The sequence below is a fragment of the Candidatus Chryseobacterium colombiense genome, assembly GCA_029203185.1.
Taxonomy (GTDB): Bacteria; Bacteroidota; Bacteroidia; order Flavobacteriales; family Weeksellaceae; genus Chryseobacterium; species Chryseobacterium colombiense.
Genome location: CP119310.1, coordinates 84,021 through 108,413 on the forward strand (window position 1 = coordinate 84,021; position 24,393 = coordinate 108,413).

Sequence of the window (24,393 nt, forward strand, 5' to 3'; positions counted from 1 at the left end):
TTTTATGGACTTTAATTTATCAGAAGAACAGCTGATGATTCAGCAGGCAGCGAGAGACTTTGCTCAAAACGAACTATTACCGGGAGTAATCGAAAGAGACCGCGACCAGAAGTTTCCTGCAGAACAGGTGAAGAAAATGGGAGAAATGGGACTTTTGGGGATGATGGTAGATCCTAAATACGGAGGTGCAGGAATGGATAGCGTTTCTTACGTTTTGGCAATGGAAGAGATTGCAAAAATTGATGCTTCTGCAGCTGTTGTAATGTCTGTAAATAACTCATTGGTATGTGCAGGGCTTGAAAAATTCGCTTCTGAAGAACAAAAGGTAAAATACCTTACTCCTCTTGCAAGCGGACAGGTAATCGGAGCATTTGCTTTGTCTGAGCCTGAAGCCGGATCTGATGCAACTTCTCAGAAAACAACTGCGGAAGATAAAGGAGATCACTACTTATTAAACGGGATCAAAAACTGGATTACCAATGGTGGTACTGCAACTTATTATATCGTAATTGCACAGACTGATCCTGAGAAAAAACATAAAGGAATCAATGCTTTCATCGTTGAAAGAGGTTGGGAAGGTTTCGAAATCGGAACTAAAGAAGATAAATTAGGAATCAGAGGAAGTGATACGCATTCTTTGATCTTCAACAACGTAAAAATACCTAAAGAAAACAGAATCGGGGAAGACGGTTTCGGATTCAATTTCGCAATGGCTGTTCTGAACGGAGGTAGAATCGGTATTGCTTCTCAGGCTTTAGGAATTGCTTCCGGAGCTTATGAATTAGCTTTGAAGTATGCTAAAACAAGAAAAGCTTTCAAAACGGAGATTATCAATCACCAGGCGATTGCATTTAAATTGGCGGATATGGCAACTCAGATCACTGCAGCAAGAATGCTTTGCTTTAAAGCTGCTTGTGAGAAGGATGCCGGAAAAGATATTTCTGAAAGCGGAGCGATGGCAAAATTATACGCTTCTCAAGTGGCAATGGATACAACCATTGAAGCGGTACAAATTCACGGTGGATACGGATATGTAAAAGAATATCATGTAGAAAGAATGATGAGAGATGCGAAAATCACTCAGATCTATGAAGGAACTTCTGAAATCCAGAAGATCGTAATATCAAGAAGCATTGCAAAGTAATTGCTTAATTATATATTGAAATAGTAAAAGGCTCTCAGATTGAGAGCCTTTTTACTTTTACACGAACCACAAAAATTAATAATATATTTATTTTACTTTTCCGGGATTGATTCTTTCCTTTACCGTTTAAGGTTTTATTTTTCTATACCTAAAGTTAGGAAGAATTTATGGCTTGATAAATGAAATCCGATTAAAATAAAATTAAAAAAGATAAAACATCAAAACTGCCATTCTGACGAAGGAAGAATCTCAACTGTTGATAAAAGATTCTTCCTTTGTCAGAATGACAAATAGGTATAAAGAGTTCGTGTTTTTAGATGAACTTACATTAAGTTAGAATCGTTATTAGGAGTGTTTTTATTTCTCTTTTTATAAAAGTAATATCCAATACCAATAATTAAAAATAGAGGCCATAATGGGAGAATAAATAAGAAAATAGACATGATCACATCCCAGCCGGAAGAAACGGCAGCAAATGTTTTTTCTCCGAATGTTTTGGATTCCTTATTTTCAGTGTAGCTGCCTTCTTTTCCGTATAGCGTGATGTCAACTTCACACATGGTATTCTGAACAAAATCCTGACCTGAAACTTCAATCCCTTTGTTTTCAACCGTACCGATATTGTAGCTGAGATCTTCCATCAGATATTCAAATTTTTGAATAGGAACTCTTACTTTAAGATAAGCAATTTTCTTATCGTTGTTATTTAATGAAGTATTTTCACTTTTTATAAAACCATCATATTTTTTCACTTCTTCTTTCACAGTTTCTCTTGCAAGTTCCGGATCATTTACGGTTAATTCCAGTACGCCTGTTTTTACCATTTTATTTTTCGAAACATTCAGCTCGTAGTTTTCACTTTTAGGTTTGTCTTTGTAAACAATTTTAGTTTCTTTAATAACTTTCGGAGCCGGAACATTAACAACAATTTTTTCCTCTTTTTTTGCAGAATCTTTTTTTTCTTTTTTAGATTCCAGTTTTACCGATGAAATTTTATCGGAAAGAGAATCCACCATTTTTGAAGTATTTCCAAACTGCTCTTTTACCTTTTCTTTGGTGTTTTCAAAATCTTTAATTTTAATATCGGCAGAATCCAAAGCAGCATTGGCTTGATCGCTAACTTTATTGATTTTATCTGAAGCTACGGAAGCCACACTATCAGCTGAATTTACAACGTTTTCAAGATGAGATGCTGTTGTTTCCCCTTTTTTACACATGATAAACGTGCTTGATAAAGCAACCAGTAAGATGAATTTTTTCATAACATTAATTTTTTCGATGTGGTAAAATTAGGAGGGAAGATTTTGTAAAGATTGTAAAGGAATAGTTTATTCGATGTAAAGTATTAATGTGCTGATTTCTATTGTTTTGTAAAATGATCTTGAATGTTTTACAAAGATTTTTGAATGTAAAAAGCCCCTTTTAAAGAGGCTTTATTGTTTTTGGAAATAGAGAATTATAAAATGTTATAAAGGCGGATATTAATCATTTATTTTTTGTTCTCTTATTTTTGGTTTTTTAAGTATAAAATATAATAATATAAAAATAATAATCTCACTCACGAAAATATATAAATTGTAGTTTAAATCCTCACCTTCATACAGGAGAGGTTTTGGATGAGACATGGCATTATATGCTCCTTGATATATCCATTTTAAAAATAATGTTCTTGAAATTGATGCAATGATAGAGGAGACTAAAAATAATAATATGATAAAAATTTTAAGTCCATTGTGTTGAATTTTAAATTTAATCCATAAAATTAAACTTAAAATTGGAATCACTGAAAGGACTAATCCAAAGAAAAATGTTTGAGATAATTGAGCATATAGTGTTCTGTATTGAATTTCCAATTCTGGAATTAAACCTAGAAAAAAATTTAAAAAGCTTTGATAATTATTAAAGCCAATAAGGAAAAATAATATTGAAGTAATTCCGATTAAAATTTTGGTTTTCAATGGTGTTTTTTTATATGATTATTCTTGATGCGTAAATGTAAGATTATTTAAGAAAAAATAAATAAGTAGCTATTATATTGGAGCAAATAAGTTCAGATTTCTGATGTACCAATAAAAAATCCGCAGAAAATTCCACGGATTATATTGATAAAAGCTTTATTATTTAATTAAGCATTCCTAAACTCACTGATAAAATGAAGCTTCACATTCGGGAACTTCTCCTGTGTCATGTGAATCGTGAAAGAAGAGTCAGCTAAGAAAACCAACTGGTTGTATTTATCTCTTGCCAGGAATCTCTGCTTCAATCTCGCAAATTCTTTAAATTCATCTGATTTTTCATCAGCTTCTACCCAACACGCTTTGTGCATAGAAAGTGGTTCATAAGTACATTTTGCACCATATTCATGCTCTAAACGATATTGGATAACTTCGTACTGAAGTGCTCCTACTGTTCCGATGATCTTTCTGTTATTCATTTCAAGTGTAAACAACTGAGCAACACCTTCATCCATCAACTGATCGATACCTTTTGCCAATTGTTTTGCCTTTAATGGATCATTATTGTTGATATATCTGAAATGTTCCGGAGAGAAGCTTGGAATACCTTTGAAACTTAGTTTTTCACCACCTGTTAAAGTGTCACCGATCCTGAAACTTCCTGTATCGTGAAGACCTACAATATCTCCGGGAAAACTTTCGTCTACCACTTCTTTTTTATCAGCAAAGAATGCATTCGGTGAAGAGAACTTCATTTTCTTTCCTTCTCTTACCAACAGATAATTTTCGTTTCTTTTGAAAGTTCCTGAAACAATTTTTACGAAAGCTAAACGGTCTCTGTGTTTCGGGTCCATATTGGCGTGGATCTTGAAAACAAATCCAGTGAAAGTGCTTTCTTCAGGCTTCACAAGACGAGTGTCACTTTCTTTTGGCTGAGGCATCGGAGCAATGTCAATAAAAGCATCGAGTAATTCACGGACTCCAAAATTATTTAAGGCAGAACCAAAGAAAACCGGCTGTAAATCACCCTTCATATAATCTTCACGGTTAAATTCAGGATAGACAGATTGAACAAGATCTAATTCTTCTCTTAAAGTAGCAGCTGCTTTTTCACCGATCACTTCATCGATGGAAGCATCGTTAATATCATCAAACTTAATCGCTTCTCCAACTTTCTGTTTTTTCTCTTCTAAAAACAATTGAATGTTGTTTTCCCAGATGTTGTAAATTCCCTGGAAATCACTTCCCATACCGATCGGTAAAGAAAGCGGACAAACTGTTAATCCTAATTTCTGTTCCACTTCATCCAGCAAATCGAAAGCATCTTTACCTTCACGGTCAAGCTTATTGATGAAAACCAACATGGGGATGTTTCTCATTCTGCAAACCTGAACCAATTTTTCAGTCTGTTCCTCAACCCCTTTTGCAACGTCGATAACAACGATTACGGAATCTACGGCAGTTAAAGTTCTGTACGTATCTTCAGCAAAATCCTTGTGACCCGGCGTATCCAGAATGTTAATTTTGTGATCTCTGTATTCAAAAGCCAACACGGAAGTTGCCACGGAGATTCCTCTCTGTCTTTCAATTTCCATGAAGTCGGAGGTAGCTCCTTTTTTTATCTTGTTGGATTTTACCGCACCTGCTTCCTGAATCGCGCCCCCGAAAAGGAGTAACTTCTCCGTCAACGTGGTTTTTCCGGCATCGGGGTGAGAGATAATCCCGAAGGTTTTTCTTTTTTCTATTTCTTTGATTAAGTCTGACATATCGTATTTTGAAGTTGCAAAAATCGTGAATTTTGTCGAATCCTGAAAATTGAATTTATTTTAACCACAAAAGTTATAAAAGCTATTGTTTTAATGACGAGTTTGTTTAAATTTTTTGAACATTTATTTGAACCATGTAAGATGTATTGAGCTGTTAAGTTAATTAATAAAATCAAAGATTTTTAAGAAGCCTAAAATACTTAAAGTGAAGCTCAATTTAATATTCTGAAAATCTTAAAACATCTTAATGGTAAAATTAAATAGTAGTTAAAAATCTTGTGATGAATTCTGAAGCATTTAATTATAAACTGGATTTTCTTTTCAGCAAATAAGCCAATCCCAAACCAATGAAAACCATTCCGGCACTGAAAGGGAAAATGTAACTCATCCCATAAATATCTGCAACCCCTCCAATTAATGGTCCGGCAACGCCTAATGAAAGATCAATAAAAAGCCCATATCCTGCCAATGCTGAACCCTGACTTGAAGGTGAAACGCTTTTAATAGCGACAACGCCTAACGCAGGAAAAATTAATGAAAATCCTAAACCTGTAACTCCCGCTCCCATAAGAGCGATTTCCGGATTGGAGGCAAAAGCAATGATCAAAAGTCCGATCGTTTCTACCAGAAGGCAGACAATTGCGACCTTTATTCCCCCGTAATTATTAATTACATTGTTGAAAATAAGTCTTCCGACAACAAATAAGCCTCCGAAAACGCTTAAACATAAAGCTCCATTATTCCAGTGAAAGTGATTGTAATATAAAGTAATGAATGTGGAGATAGAGGCAAAACCGATTCCTCCTAAAGCCAGACACACTCCAAAAGGCGCTACTTTTCCCAATACTTTCCAGAAAGATTGGGATTCCTGAGGATGGGTGTTTGTTTTATTTTCTTTGGTTTTAGCATAAAGAAATCCTAAAATTCCCAGAATAATGGAAAGAACTCCAATGCCATAAAGGCCGAATTCATGTTCAATGGTAACGCCCAAAGAAGCTCCGATTGCCAATGCTCCATAAGATGCAACACCATTATAGGAAATGATTTTTGCGGTGTGCGTTTCACCTACTGCCATGATTGCCCAGTTGATGGGACTTGCACCGATCATTCCTTCTGCACAGCCCGTCAGTAAACGGGTAATAACCAAAAAAGAAAGACTTAGATAGGGAGAAAATTTAAAATAATAAGCAATCATCAGGAAAATTCCGGTTAAAGAAAAACTGATCATACTAAATAAAACAGCGGGTTTAGGACCTCTTCCGTCAATGATTTTCCCAGAATACGCTCTCAGAAAAAAAGTAGAAACATATTGCAGACTGATGACCAATCCTGCAATTACTAAGCTAAATCCTAAACTTTTATTAATAAAGATCGGAAGAACAGAGAGAGATAACCCTATGATGAAATATCCTACAAAAGTAAAACATACATAAGTAATCAAGGATAAGTTAACATTCTCTGACCGATTTACTAAATTATCCATGTGAAAAAATTAAGTGGCAAAGTTACTTCATAAAAAATGCTTAGAAGAAGATTTATAAAATTTTATGATAACCCAAACAATATTCTGCATACAATTTAATGCATTTTAATGCTTTAATTGATTTATAATTTTTTGTATCCGAAAACCAATATTGGACTGTCTTTAGTAGAAAATCGATTATCTTTGTTTTTCAATTGTTAATTGTAAACTATGGAAGTGAGCAGATATCCGAAATATACATTCACATGGCTGGGTGGACTTGTTTTGTTGGGTGGGTATATTTTCGGAAGTATTATCATTGGAGGTGTAATGGTGTTTTGGGATCTGATATTTAAAGAAAGTATTCAGAATAAAGATTGGTTTGTAATGGTAGCAAATGCAGTTGTTTTTATTTCTATGATTGCTGCTTTTGATTTTTTAATTGTAAGGCCGACTACTCAGAAAAAGCTTAATTTCAATTTTTCACCGACTAATTTCTATACGTATCTCCTTATTTTCCCTATGATGATCGGGATGATGTTTATCGGTGAATTTATAACCGCCCAGATTCCTACTACAGGGCCATTTTTTGGAGAATACTATAAATTTTTTGAGCAGCTTATGAGTAAGCTTACTGACGATCCTGTGATTATGATCATCACGGCTGTTATTATGGCTCCGGTTTTTGAAGAAATTGTTTTCAGAGGAATTATTCAGAAAGGATTGGTAAATGCAGGAATTAAGCCTTGGAAAGCTATTCTTTTCTCATCGATTGTTTTTGGATTAGTACATGCCAATCCGTGGCAGTTTGTAGGAGCTGCTTTATTGGGTTGTGTTTTAGGTTTGGTATATTATAAGACCAAATCGCTTTTGCTTCCCATGCTTTTGCACGCATTTAATAATTTGTGTTCTTCCATTTTGGTATTTTATACCAAGACCGAAAGTTTTGCAGATGCTTTTAAAGTTTCTGAATGGATGATAGCAATAATCGGGATTGTTCTTTTTTCTTTGTTTTATTATTTATTTATGAAAAAGTACAAAGTGCATTACTCGGAGATTTAGCAGATGTAAAATATTATCAAAGCATTTAATAAAATAGTAAAAAGTAGAGTTAAAATAAATTATGGAATTATTAGTAGCAACACATAACATACATAAAAAGGAAGAAATCCAGCAGATTTTAGGAAATGAATTTGTGGTAAAAAGTCTTACAGATTATGATATTCACGATGAAATTATAGAAGACGGAGATTCTTTCAATGCCAATGCTCTGATTAAAGCTAAATATTGTTTCGAAAAAACCGGAATTCCGAGTTTAGGTGACGACAGTGGTTTGGTGGTTGAATCCTTAGACGGAAGACCCGGGATTTTTTCAGCACGTTATGCAGGAGATCATGATTTTTCGAAGAATATTGAAAAAGTTCTGAGTGAAATGGAAGGTGTTGAAAATAGAAAAGCTTATTTTATTACGGTTTTATGCTATTATGACGGAAACGGTGCTCAGTATTTCGACGGAAGAGTACACGGCAATCTTCTCACGGAAAATAAAGGATATAAAGGTTTCGGATATGATCCTATTTTTGTACCTGAAGGATACAATATGACATTTGCTGAAATGGAACCTGAAGCGAAAAATAAAATCAGTCACAGAAAACAGGCACTGGATTTGTTCTTAGATTTCCTGAAAGTGAAAAAATAATTTTTAATGTTTCTTGTCATCCGACAAAGCAAGAATCTAATAGAACTTTCACTTTAAATATTAAGAACAGAATGACAACATTAAATTAAAAATCTGTTGTACATTTGTCGTCATAACACACTATTAATTTGAGTACTTATTTAACGATATTAGGTTTTAACTCGGCGATACCTACAGTGAATACTTCACCTACCGCTCAGTTGCTGGAAATGGAAGAAAGAAGTTTCCTGATCGATTGTGGTGAAGGAACCCAGGTTCAGCTCAGGAAAGCCAAAGCCAGGTTTTCAAAAATCAATCATATTTTCATTTCGCATCTTCATGGCGATCACTGTTTCGGTTTGCCCGGACTGATTGCTTCGTTCCGATTGTTGGGAAGAGAAAATCCGTTGCATGTATATGGTCCTAAAGGGATTAAAAATATGCTGGAAACCATTTTTTCCATTACAGAAACCCACAGAGGATTTGAAGTGGTGTATCATGAACTTGATAAGTCGGTTTCTGAGAAAATTTATGAGGACAATAGAGTAGAAGTATATACTATTCCGCTGGATCACAGAATTTACTGTAATGGTTATCTTTTTAAAGAAAAACCGAAGGAACGCCATCTGAATATGAAGGAGATTGCAAAATACAGCGAGATCGAAACATGCGATTATCATAATATAAAGGCAGGAAAAGATTTCGTATTAAGTGATGGTTATGTACTGAAAAATGAAATCCTGACTGTGGCTCCGGCTCCGTCTGTTTCGTATGCTTTTTGCAGTGATACAAGATATCTGGAAAGTGTAATTCCTATTATTAAAGATGTAACGGTTTTATACCATGAGTCTACCTTTTTGCATGATCTGAAGGAAATGGCAGATTATACAGGACATTCAACGGCTTTGGAAGCGGCAACTATTGCTCAGAAAGCCAATGTCGGAAAATTGATTTTGGGGCATTTTTCTAACCGATACGGAGATCTGACTGTATTTACAGATGAAGCAAGAACAGTATTTGCCAATTCATTTTTACCGAAAGCTTTGGAGGTAGTGAAAATTTAATATCATGAAGTTGAGTTTTGAAGAACTGAAAAGTTTTCTTGATGAAAAAGCAGATCAATACAATCAGGTTGATTTTATTGAGAATGATCCCATTCAGATTCCGCATCGTTTTTCCTTGAAGCAGGATATTGAAATTGCGGGTTTCTTGGCAGCCACGATCTCTTGGGGAAACAGAAAATCTATCCTTAAATCAGCTGAAAAAATGCTGGATGTTATGGGGAATTCTCCCTATGATTTTGTACTAAATCATTCTGAGAAAGATTTGAAAATTCTTCAGGATAAAAGTATTCATCGTACCTTTAACGGAGAGGATTTTGGATATTTTATAAAGCAGTTCCATAGAATTTACAAGGAAAACGAAAGTTTGGAAAATTTATTTAAAACCAATGATTTGGAATTTAATTTTCAACACGGGATCGAAAGGTTCCGGCAAAATTTTTTAGGAGCTGAAAAACACAGGAGTCATAAGCATGTAAGTTCACCCTACAAAAATTCATCAGCAAAAAGAATTATTATGTTTTTGCGCTGGATGGTCAGAAAAGACAAACGTGGAGTAGACTTCGGGATCTGGCAAAATGTGGATCAGAGATTTTTATCCATTCCTCTGGATGTGCATACCGGAAATATATCCAGAAAATTAGGTTTGGTGGTAAGAACGCAAAATGACTGGAAAACGGTAGAAGAATTAGATATTGCAATTCGTAAGTTTGACGATAAAGATCCTGCAAAGTATGATTTTGCATTGTTTGGTTTAGGGGTTACAAAAGAATTATTATAAAATAAGAGAAGATGAAAAAATATAATGAACGAGCAGAGTTTTTAGAAAAGATTGCGAATGGAATCATTTGGTGGATCGGTTCTATTCCGTCTCTTATTGTACATACCTTATTTTTTATAATTTCATTTCTTCTTCCGATACTGCATATTGTAGAATTTGATAAAATGCTTCTTATTCTCACTACGGTTGTTTCTTTAGAGGCTATTTATCTTGCGATTTTCATTCAGATGTCAGTTAATAAAAGTCACGAAAAAATAGAAGACATCCAGGAAGATATTGAAGACATTCAGGAAGATATTGAAGAAATTAGTGAGGATATTGAGGAAATTAATGAAGACATTGAAGATATTCAGGAAGATATTGAAGAGATCAATGAAGATGAAGATGATGAAGACCACAGTGAAAGAGCTAAGGCAGTGATGCTGAAGAGTAATGTCAATTCAAATAAAAATGAAATCAAATCTTTAAAAGATAAAATACAGGAGCTTCAGAATATGATTGATGAACTTAAAAAAGATTAATTTATCTCAATTTGTTGCAACTGTAAATAATATATTTGTTAAAAAGGCTAATTCTAGATTAGTCTTTTTTTTGTTTGAAAACCGTGACAAAATTAGAAGCCGATTAGAACATAAATAAATTGATATATCGTTGTTAATTATCTAGAGTAAGATGATTTTAAATCAAAAAAATTAGTATTTTTGAACAAACAATTATAAAATGTTAAATTATAGATTGAAAAATTACTTTAAAATTAGTTTTGCTCTGTTTTTCTTTTTTAGCATTATTTCTTATGCTCAGAAGAGAATTCCTAATGCAAAGGAAAAAATTCCGATTAATGCCAAGGCAGGAGATTATATTGATGTGAATGTCGCGCCTTATCCGGAGAGTAATTATACGATTACACAATTAGTGAATGATGTATTGGTTGGAAATTCCGGAGGATGTTCGGGTTCTAACATTTCAAATGTTTCGGTGAGTCCGAATCAGCCACTTAGTAATAATAACCGATTTTGGGGATACTTTAATAAAGCAACTTCCAATTTCCCTTTTTCTAAAGGTATTATTTTGTCAACAGGTTTTGCAAGAAGAGGAGGGAATGCTGTAGAAAGTGGTGTACTCAGTGATTCAAATGGTGGTGGAAGTGATGCGGATCTTATCGCGGCTACTGGGGTGACAACAACAATTAACAATGCAGGAGTTTTAGAATTTGATTTTGTACCTACAAGTAATCAAATGAAATTTAACTATATTTTCGCTTCAGAAGAATATACAGGAAGCTTTCCTTGTCCTCCATTTCAGTATGATGATGCCTTTGCTTTATTGTTAAAGCCTAACACACCGGGGTCAACTTATACCAATTTAGCGATTTTACCGGGAGGTGCAGGGCCAGTTTCTGTTCCTAATATTCTTCCTGCAAGTTTTTCATGCGGACCTGTTAATGGACAATATTTTGGTTCCTTAACTCCTAATGCAACCAATTTTAACGGTATTACTGCAAAGCTTACAGCGGTAGCAACAGTGATTCCGGGGCAATCTTACCATATAAAAATGGTAATAGCAGATGCTCGTGATAGTATCTATAATTCTGCCGTATTTCTTGAGGCGGGATCTTTTGATATCGGTATTAAGCTGGTTGATAGTAACGGAGTGGCTTTACCTGCAAGTATCAACGTGTGTGATAACGCTCCTCAGACTTTGGTGGCTCAGGTTTCAGGTGTTACTGGAGCAACTTATCAATGGTATAAAGATGGAGTATTGATACCGGGTGCAACAAGTGCAACTTATGTGGCAACATCGCCTGGTGTTTATACAGTTAAGGTGATTATTCCTGGGAATACTTGTCCTGTTGAAGCAAAAGTAACGATTGTAGGTGGTACAACTCCAACAGCACAAAATGCTACCTTGAAACTTTGTACAACGCCGGCTGTAAGTACATTTAATTTAAATGATGCTAAACCTTTAATAAGTACAACGACAGGTGCGGTTTTTAAATTTTATGTAAATCAGGCAGATGCAGTAGCTCAAAATGGTAATTATATTCCTGATGCAAGTTTGGCAAGTTATAACGGGACAGATGGACAAGTTCTGTATGTTGTAGTTTCAAACGGAGGTTTCTGTAGTAAAATGGTTACCTTAACATTGAGAAAAGAAGCTACGCCTGTTGCTCAGTTAGTGGCTACAAAAACAAAGATATGTTTAGGGGAATCTGTTACTTTAACAGCTTCTAACGGGGTAACTTATCAATGGGTGAGTGGGTTGTCAGGAACAAATCCTGTACAAACGGTTTCTCCAAAGCAGACCACAACGTATTCTGTATATGCAATCGGAGCACAGGGATGTAAATCATTACAACCTGCTACTGTTACGGTAGAAGTGGTTCCGGCTCTTGCTTCCAATCTATCTGGAGGAATGATCTGTCAAGGTGATCAGATAACATTGGATGCTGGTGCAGGTCCTAATTATGCTTATCTATGGAATACCGGAGCTACAACACAAACAATTTCCGTAGCGACGCCTGGAACGTACTCTGTAATCATAGATAATGGTGTTTGTACAAACGTTTATAAGACAGACGTTATTAGAGCAATTGTTCCTGAAATTGTAAAAGTAGATTATAATGAAAGTGGTACATTAGTTGTTACGGCAAATAACCCAAGTAATGGGCCGCTAGAATATTCTGCGGATAATGGAGTAACTTGGCAGAATTCCAATGTATTTACCAATATTCCTAAAAATATAGTTGTTTCTATTCGCGTAAGAGTTAAGAAAACAAGTTGTGTTGGAGTTTTGGAATACTTTACATTCATCATGAAAAATGTAATTACTCCAAACGGGGATAATGTAAATGATATGATTGACTTTAGAGGAATAAGTAATTATAATAGTTTTAAAGCAGTTATTTCAGACCGATACGGAAGAGAAGTTTACAAATCTGAAAAAGTAAGACCATATTGGGATGGTTTATTCCAGGGGAAAAAACTTCCTACAGCTTCTTACTGGTATCAGGTGACTTTTGAAGATCCTGCCACCAAGCAGATTGTTGTAAAAACAGGCTGGATTATGTTGAAAAATATCGAATAAGTAGAAAAAATCTATAAAAAAGAAACAGGGCTGATTTTCAGCCCTGTTTCTTTTTTTATCATAATCATGATGTCAAATTAAATATCTTATATCATAGGCTTGTCAAATTTAAATTTTAACCAAAAAAAATGTTATTTTTGTTTAAAAGATTGTAAAATGTTAAATACGAGGACAAGAAGTCTATTTTTTACTTTATTTTTAGTGCTTATAGGGAGCAGTCTTATGTTTTCTCAAAAAAAAGGGAGAACGGGAACTACTACCATGCCTAGTTCACAAAGTATGAAATCGGGGGCTTTTATTGATGTAAATACAAGTACCTACCCTGAATCAAGCTACGATATTGCCCAGCTCATAAAAGATGTACTTATAAAAGGAGGAACAGCATGTACTAATGCTAATATCACGAATGTTACCGTCTCTCCCAACCTCGCTGCTTCTAATCAAAACAGGACATGGGGTTTTTTTAATAAGGGAACTACAGCCTTTCCATTTAATAAAGGGATTGTGTTATCTACGGGATATGCAAGAAACGCAGGGAATTCATATATTGCAGGGACGTTAAGTAATACTTTTTCTACAACAGGAGATGTGGACTTAGCTACAGCTTTAGGAGTTGCCAATAATTTTAATGATGCTACCTCTATAGAATTTGATTTTGTGCCAACTGCTAATGAGGTTACCTTCAGATATATTTTTGCTTCTGAAGAATATTCTAGTGATTATCCGTGTAATTTCACAGATGGTTTCGCATTATTACTAAAACCTAACACTCCAGGATCTGCCTATACCAATATGGCTGTTTTGCCAGGAGGAGCTGGTCCTGTAAGTGTAACGAATATTCGTCCTGCTACTCAATTTGGAGGAGGCGCATTGGCCTGTGGACCTCTCAATGCTTCTTATTTTGCAGGATATAATACGGCGGCGATAGAAACCAATTTTAACGGAAGAACAATTCCTTTAACGGCAAAAGCTACCGTAACTCCGGGACAATCCTATCATTTTAAAATGGTACTGGCAGACTGGGATGATGGTTCATACGATTCATCGGTATTCTTAGAAGCAGGATCATTTGATATTGGAGTGCAAATTTTAGATCCTACCGGTGTACAGCTGCCGGCTTCTATTAATGTCTGCGATAACCAGCCACAGACGTTTAATGCTTCTGTTCAGAATGCCAATGCAACCTATCAATGGTATCTAAATAATAATATTATTCCGGGGGCTACTTCAAGTTCTTATACGGCAACGTTACCCGGAGTATATAAAGTGGAAGTTCTGGTACCTGGAAATACATGTCCGGGAACAGCAACCATTACGATTGTGGGAGGAACTTCACCAACTGTTCAGAATGCTACTTTAACGGCTTGTTATGCTGCCGGAAATATAACTTATAACCTGACTTCGGCTCAATCGTCCATCAGTACGACAGCTGGGGCTACTTTTTCATATTATTTAAACCAGGCAGATGCTAATGCCGGAAATGGAAATACAATACCTACTCCTACAACTTTTTCAAGTGCGGGAGGGCAAACAATTTATGTGCTGGTTAAAAATGGATTCTGCTCTAAGGTAGCACAACTACAGTTGGTTAAAGCTCCTCAGATGATAGCTTCCATTGCTCCGCCTCCAACCTTAACATGTACTACACCTCAGGTTACTTTAAATGCTTCAGCATCTACTTATCCCACAGGTTCTACATTTGCCTGGACGACTACTGGAGGAACAATAGTATCAGGAGCGAATACGTTATCTCCGGTTGTAAGTGCAGCAGGAGTTTATACATTAACTATTTCCAATACATTTGCTCCGGATAATGTAACATGTACTTCCGTGGCTAATGTAACGGTAACGGGGAATAGTACACCTCCTACAACAACTGTAACAGCTTCAAAAGTGTTGATTTGTTCTGGTGAGAGTGTAACTTTAACGGCTTCAGGAGGGACTACTTATACTTGGACGGGTTTGCCTGGAACAGGGAATACCCAAGTTGTTGCTCCTACAACTACAACAACTTATACGGTAAACGCAATTGGTGCCAATGGATGTGCTTCACAAACTCCTGCAACCATTACCATTGAAGTGACTCAGCCAATAACCGTGCAAAATGCAACATTGCTTAAATGTTATGAAGCAGGAAATATAACTTATGATTTAACTTCTGCACAAACTCAAATAACATCTACAATAACAGGAGTTACTTTTGCTTATTATATAAATCAGGCAGATGCTGTTGCGGGGAATACAAATACAATCGCTGTTCCTACTGCTTTCCCAAGTGCAGGAAATCAGACAATATATGTGTTGGTTAAAAATGGAGGATGTAGCTATGTAGTTAATTTATTGTTGTTAAAAACTCCGGTAACTACCTTAACAATTGCAACACCTCAAAATATTACATGTACCGTATCACAAATAACCTTAAATGCTTCATCTTCAGTTATTCCTACCGGATCTACTATTGCATGGACGACTACAGGAGGAACTATTGTTTCGGGAGCCAATACCTTGACTCCGGTTGTGAGTGCAGGAGGAGTGTACACTCTGACCGTTTCGAACACATCACAGCCTGGAAATTTAAATTGTACCTATACGGCAAGTGTTACCGTAACAGAAAATAAAGTTGCCCCAGTTGCGACTTTGACATCATCTGTAGTTCAGATATGCTCAGGTGAGTCCGTTACTCTTACTGCTGGTGGCGGAGCGACATATAATTGGGGAAATGGTCTTACGGGAAATGGAAGTACTCAGGTTGTTTCACCAACTACAACAACAATATATACTGTATATGCAGTGGGAGCAAATGGATGTATTTCTCAGAATCAGGCTTCGGTGACTGTAGTTGTGGGACCTCCTACAGCAGGAATTTCGGCTTCCAAATCAAAAGTATGTGCAGGAGAACCAGTTACTCTGTTAGCGACAGGAGGGGTTACTTATAATTGGATAGGTTTAACAGGGAATGGAAATACACAGGTAGTTACTCCTACAACTACGACTACTTACACAGTATATGCTTTGGGAGGAAATGGATGTTCATCTGTTAATCCGGCGACGATAACAATAGAAGTAGTTCCTGCCATTGTTTCAACATTAGAAGATGTATATGCTTGTGCTGGAGATTCCGGTATTTTTGATGCAGGAGCGGGTCCAAACTATACTTATTTATGGAGTAATGGAGTTACTACCCAAACGATGACAACAAATATTCCGGGAACTTATACTGTTGAAATCAGTAATGGTACTTGTTCAAAAATATTTACGGCCCATCTGTATAATCCGAATCTGCCTCAATTTACCAATGTGGTATATGATAAGGGAACTTTTACTTTATCCGCAACAAATCCTACAGGAGGCGTATTAGAATATTCCATTGACGGAGGCGTAACCTGGCAGACTTCAAATGTATTTTATAATGTCTTAAAAAATACAAACTATAATTTAAGAGTAAGGATAAAAGATGCAAAATGTAGTACGCCTTTAGAGTTCTTTACTTTTGTTGTTAACAATGCTATTACTCCAAATCAGGATGGAATAAATGACAAAGTTGATTTTTCTGGAATAAGCAATTACAATAATTTTGCAGCATCTATTTTTGACAGGTATGGAGCAGAAGTCTTTAAAGCAGGCAAGTCTAATACAGTCTGGAATGGTAATATTAAAAATATGAATGTTCCGACAGGAACATACTGGTATAAAGTACAATGGGAAAACCCGGCAAGCAAAAAACTTGAACAGCGAAGTGGCTGGATTTTACTTAAAAACAGAAACTAGAATTATTAAAAATAACCTCCATATAATTGGGGGTTATTTTTTTTATATAAAAATGAATAAATGTGTGTCATTTATTTAAAAATAATTTAAATTTGTTTAAACAAATAATATTATGAGGAGATATTTACTAGCTTTTTCTTTTCTTTTATCCACTAATCTTTTATTCTCGCAAGCGGAGCAAACACGAAAGGTTCCTAAGCCAAATACCGGACTGGCCAAAAAGCAAGGTTCCTTTATTGATGTAAATACGCCTACGTATGCTGCATCGAGCTTTAATATTACTCAATTGGTTAAAGATGTATTAATATCTTCCGGAACCAATTCTTGTGTGACGCCTCAGGTCTCGAATGTTCAGGTAAATCCGAATTTACCGGCAAGTAACGAAGATAGAGCATGGGGGTATTTTAATAGAGGTACAACCAATTTTCCCTTTAAAGATGGAATTGTATTAGTAACAGGTAAAGCAAAGAATACAGGAAATAATTATATAGATGTAAACAGTCCGCTAAGTGATATAGTAGGAACGTTAAGTGATCCTGATCTGGTAGCTGCAACAAACCCTACTAAAGCTTTAAAAGATGCTGTGATTCTTGAATTTGATTTTATTCCGACCTCCACACAAGTAAAATTTAATTATCTTTTTGCTTCTGAAGAATATACAGGAACATTCCCTTGTAGCTATTCAGATGCATTTGCATTATTACTTAGACCTATAGCTGGAGGGCCTTATCAGAATATGGCTGTTCTTCCTGGAAGTGCAGGTCCGGTAAGTGTAACCAATATCCGTCCGGCTGTTCAGTTTAATGGAAGTCCGATAGGATGTGGAGCTGTAAATGCGACCTATTTTGGAGGATATAACACCACTAATATTGAAACTAATTTTAACGGTAGAACCATTCCTCTTACAGCGACTGCAACAGTAGTGGCAGGACAGGCTTATCACTTCAAAATGGTAATTGCTGATGCGGGTGATACAGCATATGACTCCGCGGTTTTTTTAGAAGGAGGTTCATTTAATATCGGGGTAGAATTGTTGGATCCAAGTGGGGCTACTTTACCAGAACAAATTAATGTTTGTGATAATGCGCCTCAGGTGATTACAGCTTCTGTAAGTGATCCGAATGTTAATTATAAATGGTACTACAGTAATGGAACTACGACTACGGTTATACCCGGAGCTACAACAAATTCTATTACTGCAGTTCAGCCCGGAACTTATACTGTAGAAGTAACTTATCCGGGAAGTCCTTGTCCGGGAACAGCTTCTATTATTATTAATGGAGGAACCACGCCTTCAGCACAAGATGCTACTTTGCTCTTCTGTGCTACTCCGGATGTTCCTAATTTTGACTTAAACTTTTCAAAACCATTAATTAGTACTACACCGGGTGCGATATTCCATTTTTATGTAAACCAGGCGGATGCACTGGCTCAAAATAATAATTATATCCAGGATCCATATCATTTTAATGGAACTGACGGACAAATTCTTTATGTTGTAGTTTCAAACGGTGGTTTCTGTAGTAAAATGGTAAAACTGACCCTTGCAAAAGAAACAACACCTGTTGCAACTTTAACGACTTCAAAATTAAAGATTTGCCCGGGAGATTCAGTAGTTTTAACAGCTACAGGAGGAACGACTTATCATTGGAGTAATTTTTCAGGGACAGGAGCAACCCAGACAGTGACATTAGATCATACAACAACGTTTGAAGTATATGCGGTAGGAGCTAAAGGTTGTACCTCTACGTTACCTGCAAAAATTACAGTTGAAGTTGTTCCCGAAATTGTTACAGCCTTGAAAGATGTTGAGACATGTATTGGAGACAGAGTTACTTTAGATGCCGGAACAGGACCTAATTATAGTTACTTATGGAGTACAGGCGAATCTACGCAGACTATAAGTGTTGATAAACTTGGAATTTATTCAGTAGTTATTGATAATGGATATTGTAAGAGAACTTTCACGGCAAAAGTATTGGCGGCGGCTTCTCCTTTTATTACGGCTCTGAATTATGATAACAATAATACACTTACTGTAACGGCTAATAATCCTCCGATTAATAACATTCCTACCACTTTAGAATACTCTATTGATGGAATTAATTGGCAGACTTCAAATGTATTCAGTGGATTGACTAATAATACTAACTATACAGTCTATGTAAAAACGCAGGGAAGAAGCTGTCAGAATTCAGTAGATTTCTTCACACTGCATATCAACAATATCATTACTCCGAATCAGGATGGTATTAATGATGTTCTTGACCTTTCTTCTTTAGGAGACTTTGATAATTTTACAGGCTCTGTTTATGACAGATATGGAGTTGAAATATTTAGATTTACAAAACAAAACCCAATCTGGAATGGTACTGTAGGAGGGAAAAGATTACCTACCGCTACGTACTGGTATAAATTTAATTTCCAGTATCCAAAATCAAAAGTACAGATGAACAGTTCTGGATGGATCATGCTGAAAAATAGAGAATAACATACTTTTTAACTTAACAATAGAAAAGCCTTTCAAATTTTGAAAGGCTTTTCTATTGTGTTCAGAATATGTAGATTATTGATTTTCTTTCCAGAGCTGAGTAAATGAAATGAAATCTGAAACACTCAGTTCTTCCGCTCTTTTATCTAAAAATTCATGAGTCTTTAAAGCTTCCGGGATATTCAGTACTTTCAAGGCATTCGAGAGTTTTTTTCTTCTCTGGTTAAACCCTGCCTTCACAATCTGCTTAAAAAGAATTTCGTTTCCGGCTAATCCTTCTTTGGGATTTCTTGTTAATCTGATAACTCCTGATTTTACTTTGGGAGGCGGATTAAACACATTTTCGTGAACGGTAAACAGATATGAAGTATCATAATAAGCCTGGACTAAAACCGTTAAAATTCCGTAATCTTTCGTCCTCGGAACAGCAGCAGTCCTTTCAGCAACCTCTTTTTGGAACATTCCCACCATTTCAGGAATCAGTTCATAATGATCTATGATCTGAAATAAAATCTGGGATGAAATATTATAAGGGAAATTCCCAATAATAGCAATCTGTTCTCCGTTGGTAAATTGGAAATCCTGCTTCAGGAAATCTCCTACAAAAGTTTCTTCGTTTATTTTAGAATAATTGTTTTTTAAATATTCAATTGATTCTTTGTCAATTTCTGCAAGATAGATATGCTGATCTTTTTCCAAAAGATATTTGGTAAGAACCCCCATTCCGGGACCCACTTCCATTACTTTATTATAGTTCTCAAAACTAAGACCTTCTACGATTTTTCTTGCGATGTTTTCATCCGTCAAAAAGTGTTGACCAAGATGCTTTTTTGCTTTTACACTCAATGTTTTTTATGATTTTATTAACAGTGATTTTCTCTTTTTCGTTCCCAAATTTCGGAAGTTTTTTTCTATTTTAGCCAAAAATTTTAATATTAATGGCTAAATCTGTAGATGAGTTTAATAAGAAAAGGCTTAGGTCTAGCAATATTACAGTAGTAATAAGTATTGCCTTAGTGTTATTTTTGTTGGGATTAATGGGGCTTATTTTAATTAATGCACAGAAGTATTCTGACTATATCAAAGAACAGCTTGTTGTGAATGCTTACTTTGACCAAAATTATGACGCTAAAGACTCTGTAAAAATTGCAAAACTGGAAGAAGAAACTTTTAAAAAAGTACAGACTTTAGCTCCTGTAAAGAGAGCAACCTATATTTCCAGAGAAAAAGCGGCTCAGGAAGCGAAAAAAAGCATGGGGATTGATAGTGATGCACTCTTTGAAGAAAATATTTTTCCTTCATCTATTGAAGTTGCTTTAAAACCGGAATATGTTGATCCGGCAAAGATAAATGAAGCCATTAAAGTGATAAGCTCTGTTCCGGGGATTGTAGATGTGAAAAACGACAGCAGTCTGATGGTGGACGTTTATAATAACCTGAATAGAATTTTAAAGTGGATTTTAGGCTTTTCACTTTTATTCTTGGTATTAGCAGTTGTATTAATTAACAACTCGATTCGTTTGAAGATCTTCTCAAAAAGATTTATCATCAAAACCATGCAGCTGGTAGGAGCAAAAAGAAGGTTTATTTTGAAGCCTTTTATTGTGGAAGCCGTTATTTTGGGTGCTATAGGTTCTGTAATAGGTCTTTTAGCATTGTTTGGAGTTTGGTATTATTTTACAAGTCAAATTGGTTCAGCATTCGTACAAGATAATCAACAATATTTCTGGTTGGTTCTGTTAGTCTTGGGAGTAGGCATCTTTATTACCGTATTGAGTACGGTAGTGGCTACCTGGAGATTCCTGAGAACGAATGTTGACGATTTATATTATTCATAAAAATGAGCAATAAAACAAATAAATTTTCCGCAGCGGACTTCGGAAAAGAAACAGAAACTTCCAAAGAAAATACGTTTTACTTCGGAAAAGAAAACTTTAAATGGATGTTAATTGGTTTAGCATGTATTGTGGTTGGATTTCTTTTAATGATGGGACCGGACGCGAATACAGTAGATGGAAAATTCGATCCGAATTCCTGGAATGACGGTATCTTTTCTATCCGCAGAATCAGAATTGCACCTATGCTTGTAGTCATTGGTTTTGCCATAGAGGTATACGCGATTTTGAAAAAAAAATAAATATGTTTCTAAAGTAAATGACATAACAGCTTTGTCAAGGTTTTGAACTTTGACAAAGTTTTTTTTGATAAAATAATAAATTATGGATCTTATACATACTATTATCCTTGCGATCGTAGAAGGATTAACAGAGTTCTTACCAATATCTTCAACTGCTCATATGAAGATTGTGGATTTTCTTACCAATGCAAAGGAAGATTCTTTTCGCAATATGTTTGAAGTTGTGATTCAGTTAGCAGCTATCTTAGCGGTTGTTGTACTCTATTGGAAAAAATTCTTCAATTTTAAAAACATACATTTTTATCTGATGCTTTTGGTAGCCGTAATTCCAGCCTTGGTTTTCGGTGCTTTGTTGAAAAAACATATTGATGCTGCATTAGAAAATATGTGGGTTATAGCAACAGTGATGATCTTGGGAGGTTTTGTCCTGGTTTTTATAGATAAGATTTTTAAGAATAATCCGATTGATGATGATACCCAGATTTCTTACGGAAAGGCCTTTAAAATTGGGTGTTTTCAGGTACTGAGTATTATTTTTCCGGGATTGTCAAGAAGTGCGGCAACAATTATTGGTGGATTGACACAAAAGCTTTCAAGAAAAGAAGCTGCCGAATTTTCTTTCTTTTTAGCTGTCCCTACAATGATAGCGGCAAGTGCAAAAAGTTTTTATGATGCCTGTAAAGACAACTTTATGTCATTGCATAATATAACAGATGAAAATACAAAAGTTCATTTGTCAGATGTGTTTTCCGGAGATAATATCAATACTTTTTTAGCGGGAAATAATGGATTATATCTTGCCGTAGGCTGTATTGTTGCGTTTATTGTAGCAATGTTTGCAGTTAAATTTTTTATTGATTTTCTTAATAAGCATGGTTTTAAATATTTCGGGATTTATAGAATTATCGTAGGCTGCTTTATTTTGTTCTTATTGATAAAAGGAAAATAATGACCGCAGAAGACTTACAATCAGGACATATATTTTTATTGGACAAACCTCTGGATTGGACCTCTTTTCAGGCAGTCAATAAAATGAAATACAAACTCAAAAGAGAGTTTAATCTTCCTAAAAAATTCAAAATCGGCCATGCCGGAACATTAGATCCCAGAGCAACGGGACTTTTAATTGTCTGCTGTGGCAAATTCACCAAAAAAATTCCTGAAATTCAGGATGCCCCGAAAGAATACTGGACCGAGATAAAAATCGGAGTGCAGACAGAATCTTATGATACCGAGAAACCTGAGATCCTTCATCAGGATTTTTCGCATATTACAGAAGAGCATATTACAGCTGCTTTGGAAAAATTTGTCGGGGAAATCGAACAAAAACCCCCTGTATTTTCAGCCATAAAAATTGATGGGCAAAGAGCCTATAATTTGGCAAGAGCAGGAGAGGAGGTTGAAATGAAATCAAGAAAAACAACGATCTTTTATATTGAGGATATTAAAATTGATTTGCCTCTTGTAAGCTTTACGGTAGGCTGCTCAAAGGGAACCTATATCAGAAGTTTGGCTCACGATATTGGTCAGGAATTGAGAGTGGGGGCTTATTTAACACAACTGAGAAGAACAAAAATCGGAGACTATAAAATTGAAGATGCTACATCCGATTTTTTAGAAAATACCTTTAGATTTAATCATTCATGATGAAAAAATTACTTTTATTAGCCACTTTATGTGGTTCTTTATTATCCTTTTCGCAAAATACAGAGACTAAAAAACAGACTATGGGATTTTATTTTAATCCTTCTGTTAATTTAGGTTATAATATATTTAAAGAAAAAGAAGTTCCTAATAACACTCAATATATAGTTCCAAAAGCACCTAATAAAATCAGCTACGGAATTACGGCAGTTGGTGGTTATAATTTTCTTCCTAACTTTGCATTGGGAATGGGGCTTAAGTATAGCTTTATACAAGACAACTATCATTTGATGTATGTCATGGTTCAGCCGAAGATTATCTTTACTCCAGGTGATCAACCGTTCTACATAGATCTTAATTATGGAAAACAGATCAATAATTCAATAGTTTCAGATTCTGAATTTTGGGGTGTGAGATTAGGAATGCAAGTTTCCTATTCAAAAAGACTCAGTCAGGAAGGCGGAATTATTCTGGAGGGATATAAACTTGGGAATTCACATAAAAATCCGTTCATTATCGGATTGAGCTACGGAATTACCATTTTCAGCAACAAAAATTATACAGGTTACGGAGAAGATTAATGGAAAAAACGCGTATCAATAAATATTTGTCAGAAGTGGGATACTGCTCCAGAAGAGCAGCAGACAAACTTTTGGAAGAAGGACGAATTAAGATCAATGGCAAAATTCCTGAATTGGGAACAAAAGTTTCCGATGAAGATCTGGTAGAAGTGGATGGAAAACCTATCCGTGAGCAAGAGGATAAACCGGTTTATATCGCTTTTAACAAACCTGTCGGAATTGTCTGTACCACAGATACGAAACGCGAAAAAAACAATATTGTTGATTATATTAATTATCCGAAGAGAATTTTCCCAATCGGAAGGTTGGATAAACCCAGTGAAGGTCTTATTCTGTTGACGAGTGACGGTGATATTGTCAATAAAATTCTCAGAGCAAGAAATAACCACGAAAAAGAATATCTGGTAAGAGTAGACAAGCCGATCACTCCAAGATTCCTGGAAAAAATGCGAAATGGAGTTCCTATTTTAGATACCGTAACCAAGAAATGTGAAGTTGAGAAAATAGACGATATGAATTTCAGAATTGTCCTTACACAAGGTCTGAACCGTCAAATCCGCAGAATGTGCGAATTTTTAGGCTATGAAGTAAAAAAACTGAAACGAATTCGCATCATGAACATCAAATTAGATCTCCCGATCGGTAAATGGAGAGATTTAACGGACGAAGAATTGGCAACTTTGAATAAATTAATGGAAGGTTCAAGCAAAACTTTTGACTAATTTGTTTTTAATTTAAAAGTCTATTGAGATGCTTCGACAGGCTCAGCATGACATTTCTCTAATACTAATTTTTTTTATTAGAAGTCGTTTTTTAGCGATGTCATGCTGAGCCTGTCGAA

At 35.4% G+C, this 24,393-nt stretch carries 20 protein-coding genes; 15 read left to right on the forward strand and 5 right to left on the reverse strand.

All coding sequences use genetic code 11. The features are described 5' to 3' along the window. Positions 1-4 precede the first annotated feature (4 nt). Positions 5-1,144 (forward strand): acyl-CoA dehydrogenase, encoded by a 1,140-nt coding sequence (locus P0Y62_00350; GenBank protein ID WEK70003.1) that lies wholly within the window; start codon positions 5-7, stop codon positions 1,142-1,144. A 323-nt stretch (positions 1,145-1,467) separates the two neighbouring features. Here the strand turns inward: P0Y62_00350 and P0Y62_00355 are convergent, their stop codons facing one another. The 4 genes from P0Y62_00355 to P0Y62_00370 all read right to left on the reverse strand — a co-directional run bounded on the left by P0Y62_00355 (position 1,468) and on the right by P0Y62_00370 (position 6,348). Beyond that, entirely contained in the window at positions 1,468-2,406 is a 939-nt protein-coding gene (locus P0Y62_00355) for a DUF4349 domain-containing protein (GenBank protein ID WEK70004.1), read from the reverse strand. Positions 2,407-2,625: 219 nt separating this feature from the next. After that, positions 2,626-3,102 (reverse strand): hypothetical protein, encoded by a 477-nt coding sequence (locus tag P0Y62_00360; GenBank protein ID WEK70005.1) that lies wholly within the window; start codon positions 3,100-3,102, stop codon positions 2,626-2,628. Between the two features lie 167 nt (positions 3,103-3,269). Beyond that, complete coding sequence (locus P0Y62_00365) at positions 3,270-4,865, reverse strand: peptide chain release factor 3 (GenBank protein ID WEK70006.1); 1,596 nt, start codon at positions 4,863-4,865, stop codon at positions 3,270-3,272. A gap of 301 nt (positions 4,866-5,166) precedes the next feature. Further along, positions 5,167-6,348 (reverse strand): MFS transporter, encoded by a 1,182-nt coding sequence (locus tag P0Y62_00370; protein ID WEK70007.1) that lies wholly within the window; start codon positions 6,346-6,348, stop codon positions 5,167-5,169. Between the two features lie 210 nt (positions 6,349-6,558). On the opposite strand from P0Y62_00370, the gene P0Y62_00375 reads away from it, so the two are divergent. From P0Y62_00375 to P0Y62_00410, 8 genes are all read left to right on the forward strand, one after another. Beyond that, entirely contained in the window at positions 6,559-7,389 is an 831-nt protein-coding gene (locus P0Y62_00375) for a CPBP family intramembrane metalloprotease (protein ID WEK70008.1), read from the forward strand. A 61-nt stretch (positions 7,390-7,450) separates the two neighbouring features. Next, positions 7,451-8,026, forward strand: coding sequence for an RdgB/HAM1 family non-canonical purine NTP pyrophosphatase (gene rdgB, locus P0Y62_00380; GenBank protein WEK70009.1), 576 nt, complete (start codon positions 7,451-7,453; stop codon positions 8,024-8,026). Between the two features lie 128 nt (positions 8,027-8,154). Further along, positions 8,155-9,069 carry a ribonuclease Z gene (locus P0Y62_00385; GenBank protein WEK70010.1) on the forward strand — a complete coding sequence of 305 codons (915 nt, stop codon included), beginning with the start codon at positions 8,155-8,157 and terminating at the stop codon, positions 9,067-9,069. Between the two features lie 10 nt (positions 9,070-9,079). Continuing rightward, positions 9,080-9,847: a TIGR02757 family protein gene (locus tag P0Y62_00390; protein ID WEK71765.1), complete on the forward strand. Its 768-nt coding sequence runs from the start codon at positions 9,080-9,082 to the stop codon at positions 9,845-9,847. A gap of 11 nt (positions 9,848-9,858) precedes the next feature. Then, complete coding sequence (locus P0Y62_00395; GenBank protein WEK70011.1) at positions 9,859-10,368, forward strand: DUF1003 domain-containing protein; 510 nt, start codon at positions 9,859-9,861, stop codon at positions 10,366-10,368. Positions 10,369-10,567: 199 nt separating this feature from the next. Beyond that, positions 10,568-12,931: a choice-of-anchor L domain-containing protein gene (locus P0Y62_00400; GenBank protein WEK70012.1), complete on the forward strand. Its 2,364-nt coding sequence runs from the start codon at positions 10,568-10,570 to the stop codon at positions 12,929-12,931. Between the two features lie 222 nt (positions 12,932-13,153). Then, the gene (locus P0Y62_00405; GenBank protein ID WEK70013.1) at positions 13,154-16,699 is read left to right on the forward strand and encodes a choice-of-anchor L domain-containing protein; all 3,546 of its coding nucleotides are present in this window, start codon (positions 13,154-13,156) and stop codon (positions 16,697-16,699) included. A 112-nt stretch (positions 16,700-16,811) separates the two neighbouring features. Next, positions 16,812-19,190, forward strand: coding sequence for a choice-of-anchor L domain-containing protein (locus P0Y62_00410; protein ID WEK70014.1), 2,379 nt, complete (start codon positions 16,812-16,814; stop codon positions 19,188-19,190). Between the two features lie 75 nt (positions 19,191-19,265). On the opposite strand, the gene rsmA is transcribed toward P0Y62_00410, so the two are convergent. Beyond that, positions 19,266-20,036 (reverse strand): 16S rRNA (adenine(1518)-N(6)/adenine(1519)-N(6))-dimethyltransferase RsmA, encoded by a 771-nt coding sequence (gene rsmA, locus P0Y62_00415; protein ID WEK70015.1) that lies wholly within the window; start codon positions 20,034-20,036, stop codon positions 19,266-19,268. Between the two features lie 92 nt (positions 20,037-20,128). On the opposite strand from rsmA, the gene P0Y62_00420 reads away from it, so the two are divergent. The 6 genes from P0Y62_00420 to rluF all read left to right on the forward strand — a co-directional run bounded on the left by P0Y62_00420 (position 20,129) and on the right by rluF (position 24,274). Then, positions 20,129-21,028, forward strand: a complete 900-nt coding sequence (locus tag P0Y62_00420) for a permease-like cell division protein FtsX (protein ID WEK70016.1) — start codon at positions 20,129-20,131, stop codon at positions 21,026-21,028. Positions 21,029-21,030: 2 nt separating this feature from the next. Next, the gene (locus P0Y62_00425; GenBank protein WEK70017.1) at positions 21,031-21,327 is read left to right on the forward strand and encodes a DUF3098 domain-containing protein; all 297 of its coding nucleotides are present in this window, start codon (positions 21,031-21,033) and stop codon (positions 21,325-21,327) included. Between the two features lie 82 nt (positions 21,328-21,409). Then, complete coding sequence (locus P0Y62_00430) at positions 21,410-22,276, forward strand: undecaprenyl-diphosphate phosphatase (GenBank protein ID WEK70018.1); 867 nt, start codon at positions 21,410-21,412, stop codon at positions 22,274-22,276. Next, complete coding sequence (gene truB, locus P0Y62_00435) at positions 22,276-22,974, forward strand: tRNA pseudouridine(55) synthase TruB (GenBank protein WEK70019.1); 699 nt, start codon at positions 22,276-22,278, stop codon at positions 22,972-22,974. Before P0Y62_00430 ends, truB begins: the two co-directional genes overlap by 1 nt. Then, on the forward strand, positions 22,974-23,552 hold the full coding sequence (locus P0Y62_00440; protein WEK70020.1) for a hypothetical protein: 579 nt from the start codon (positions 22,974-22,976) through the stop codon (positions 23,550-23,552). The genes truB and P0Y62_00440 overlap by 1 nt, the downstream gene beginning before the upstream one ends. Then, positions 23,552-24,274: a 23S rRNA pseudouridine(2604) synthase RluF gene (gene rluF / locus P0Y62_00445; GenBank protein WEK70021.1), complete on the forward strand. Its 723-nt coding sequence runs from the start codon at positions 23,552-23,554 to the stop codon at positions 24,272-24,274. Before P0Y62_00440 ends, rluF begins: the two co-directional genes overlap by 1 nt. The last annotated feature ends 119 nt before the right edge of the window (positions 24,275-24,393 follow it).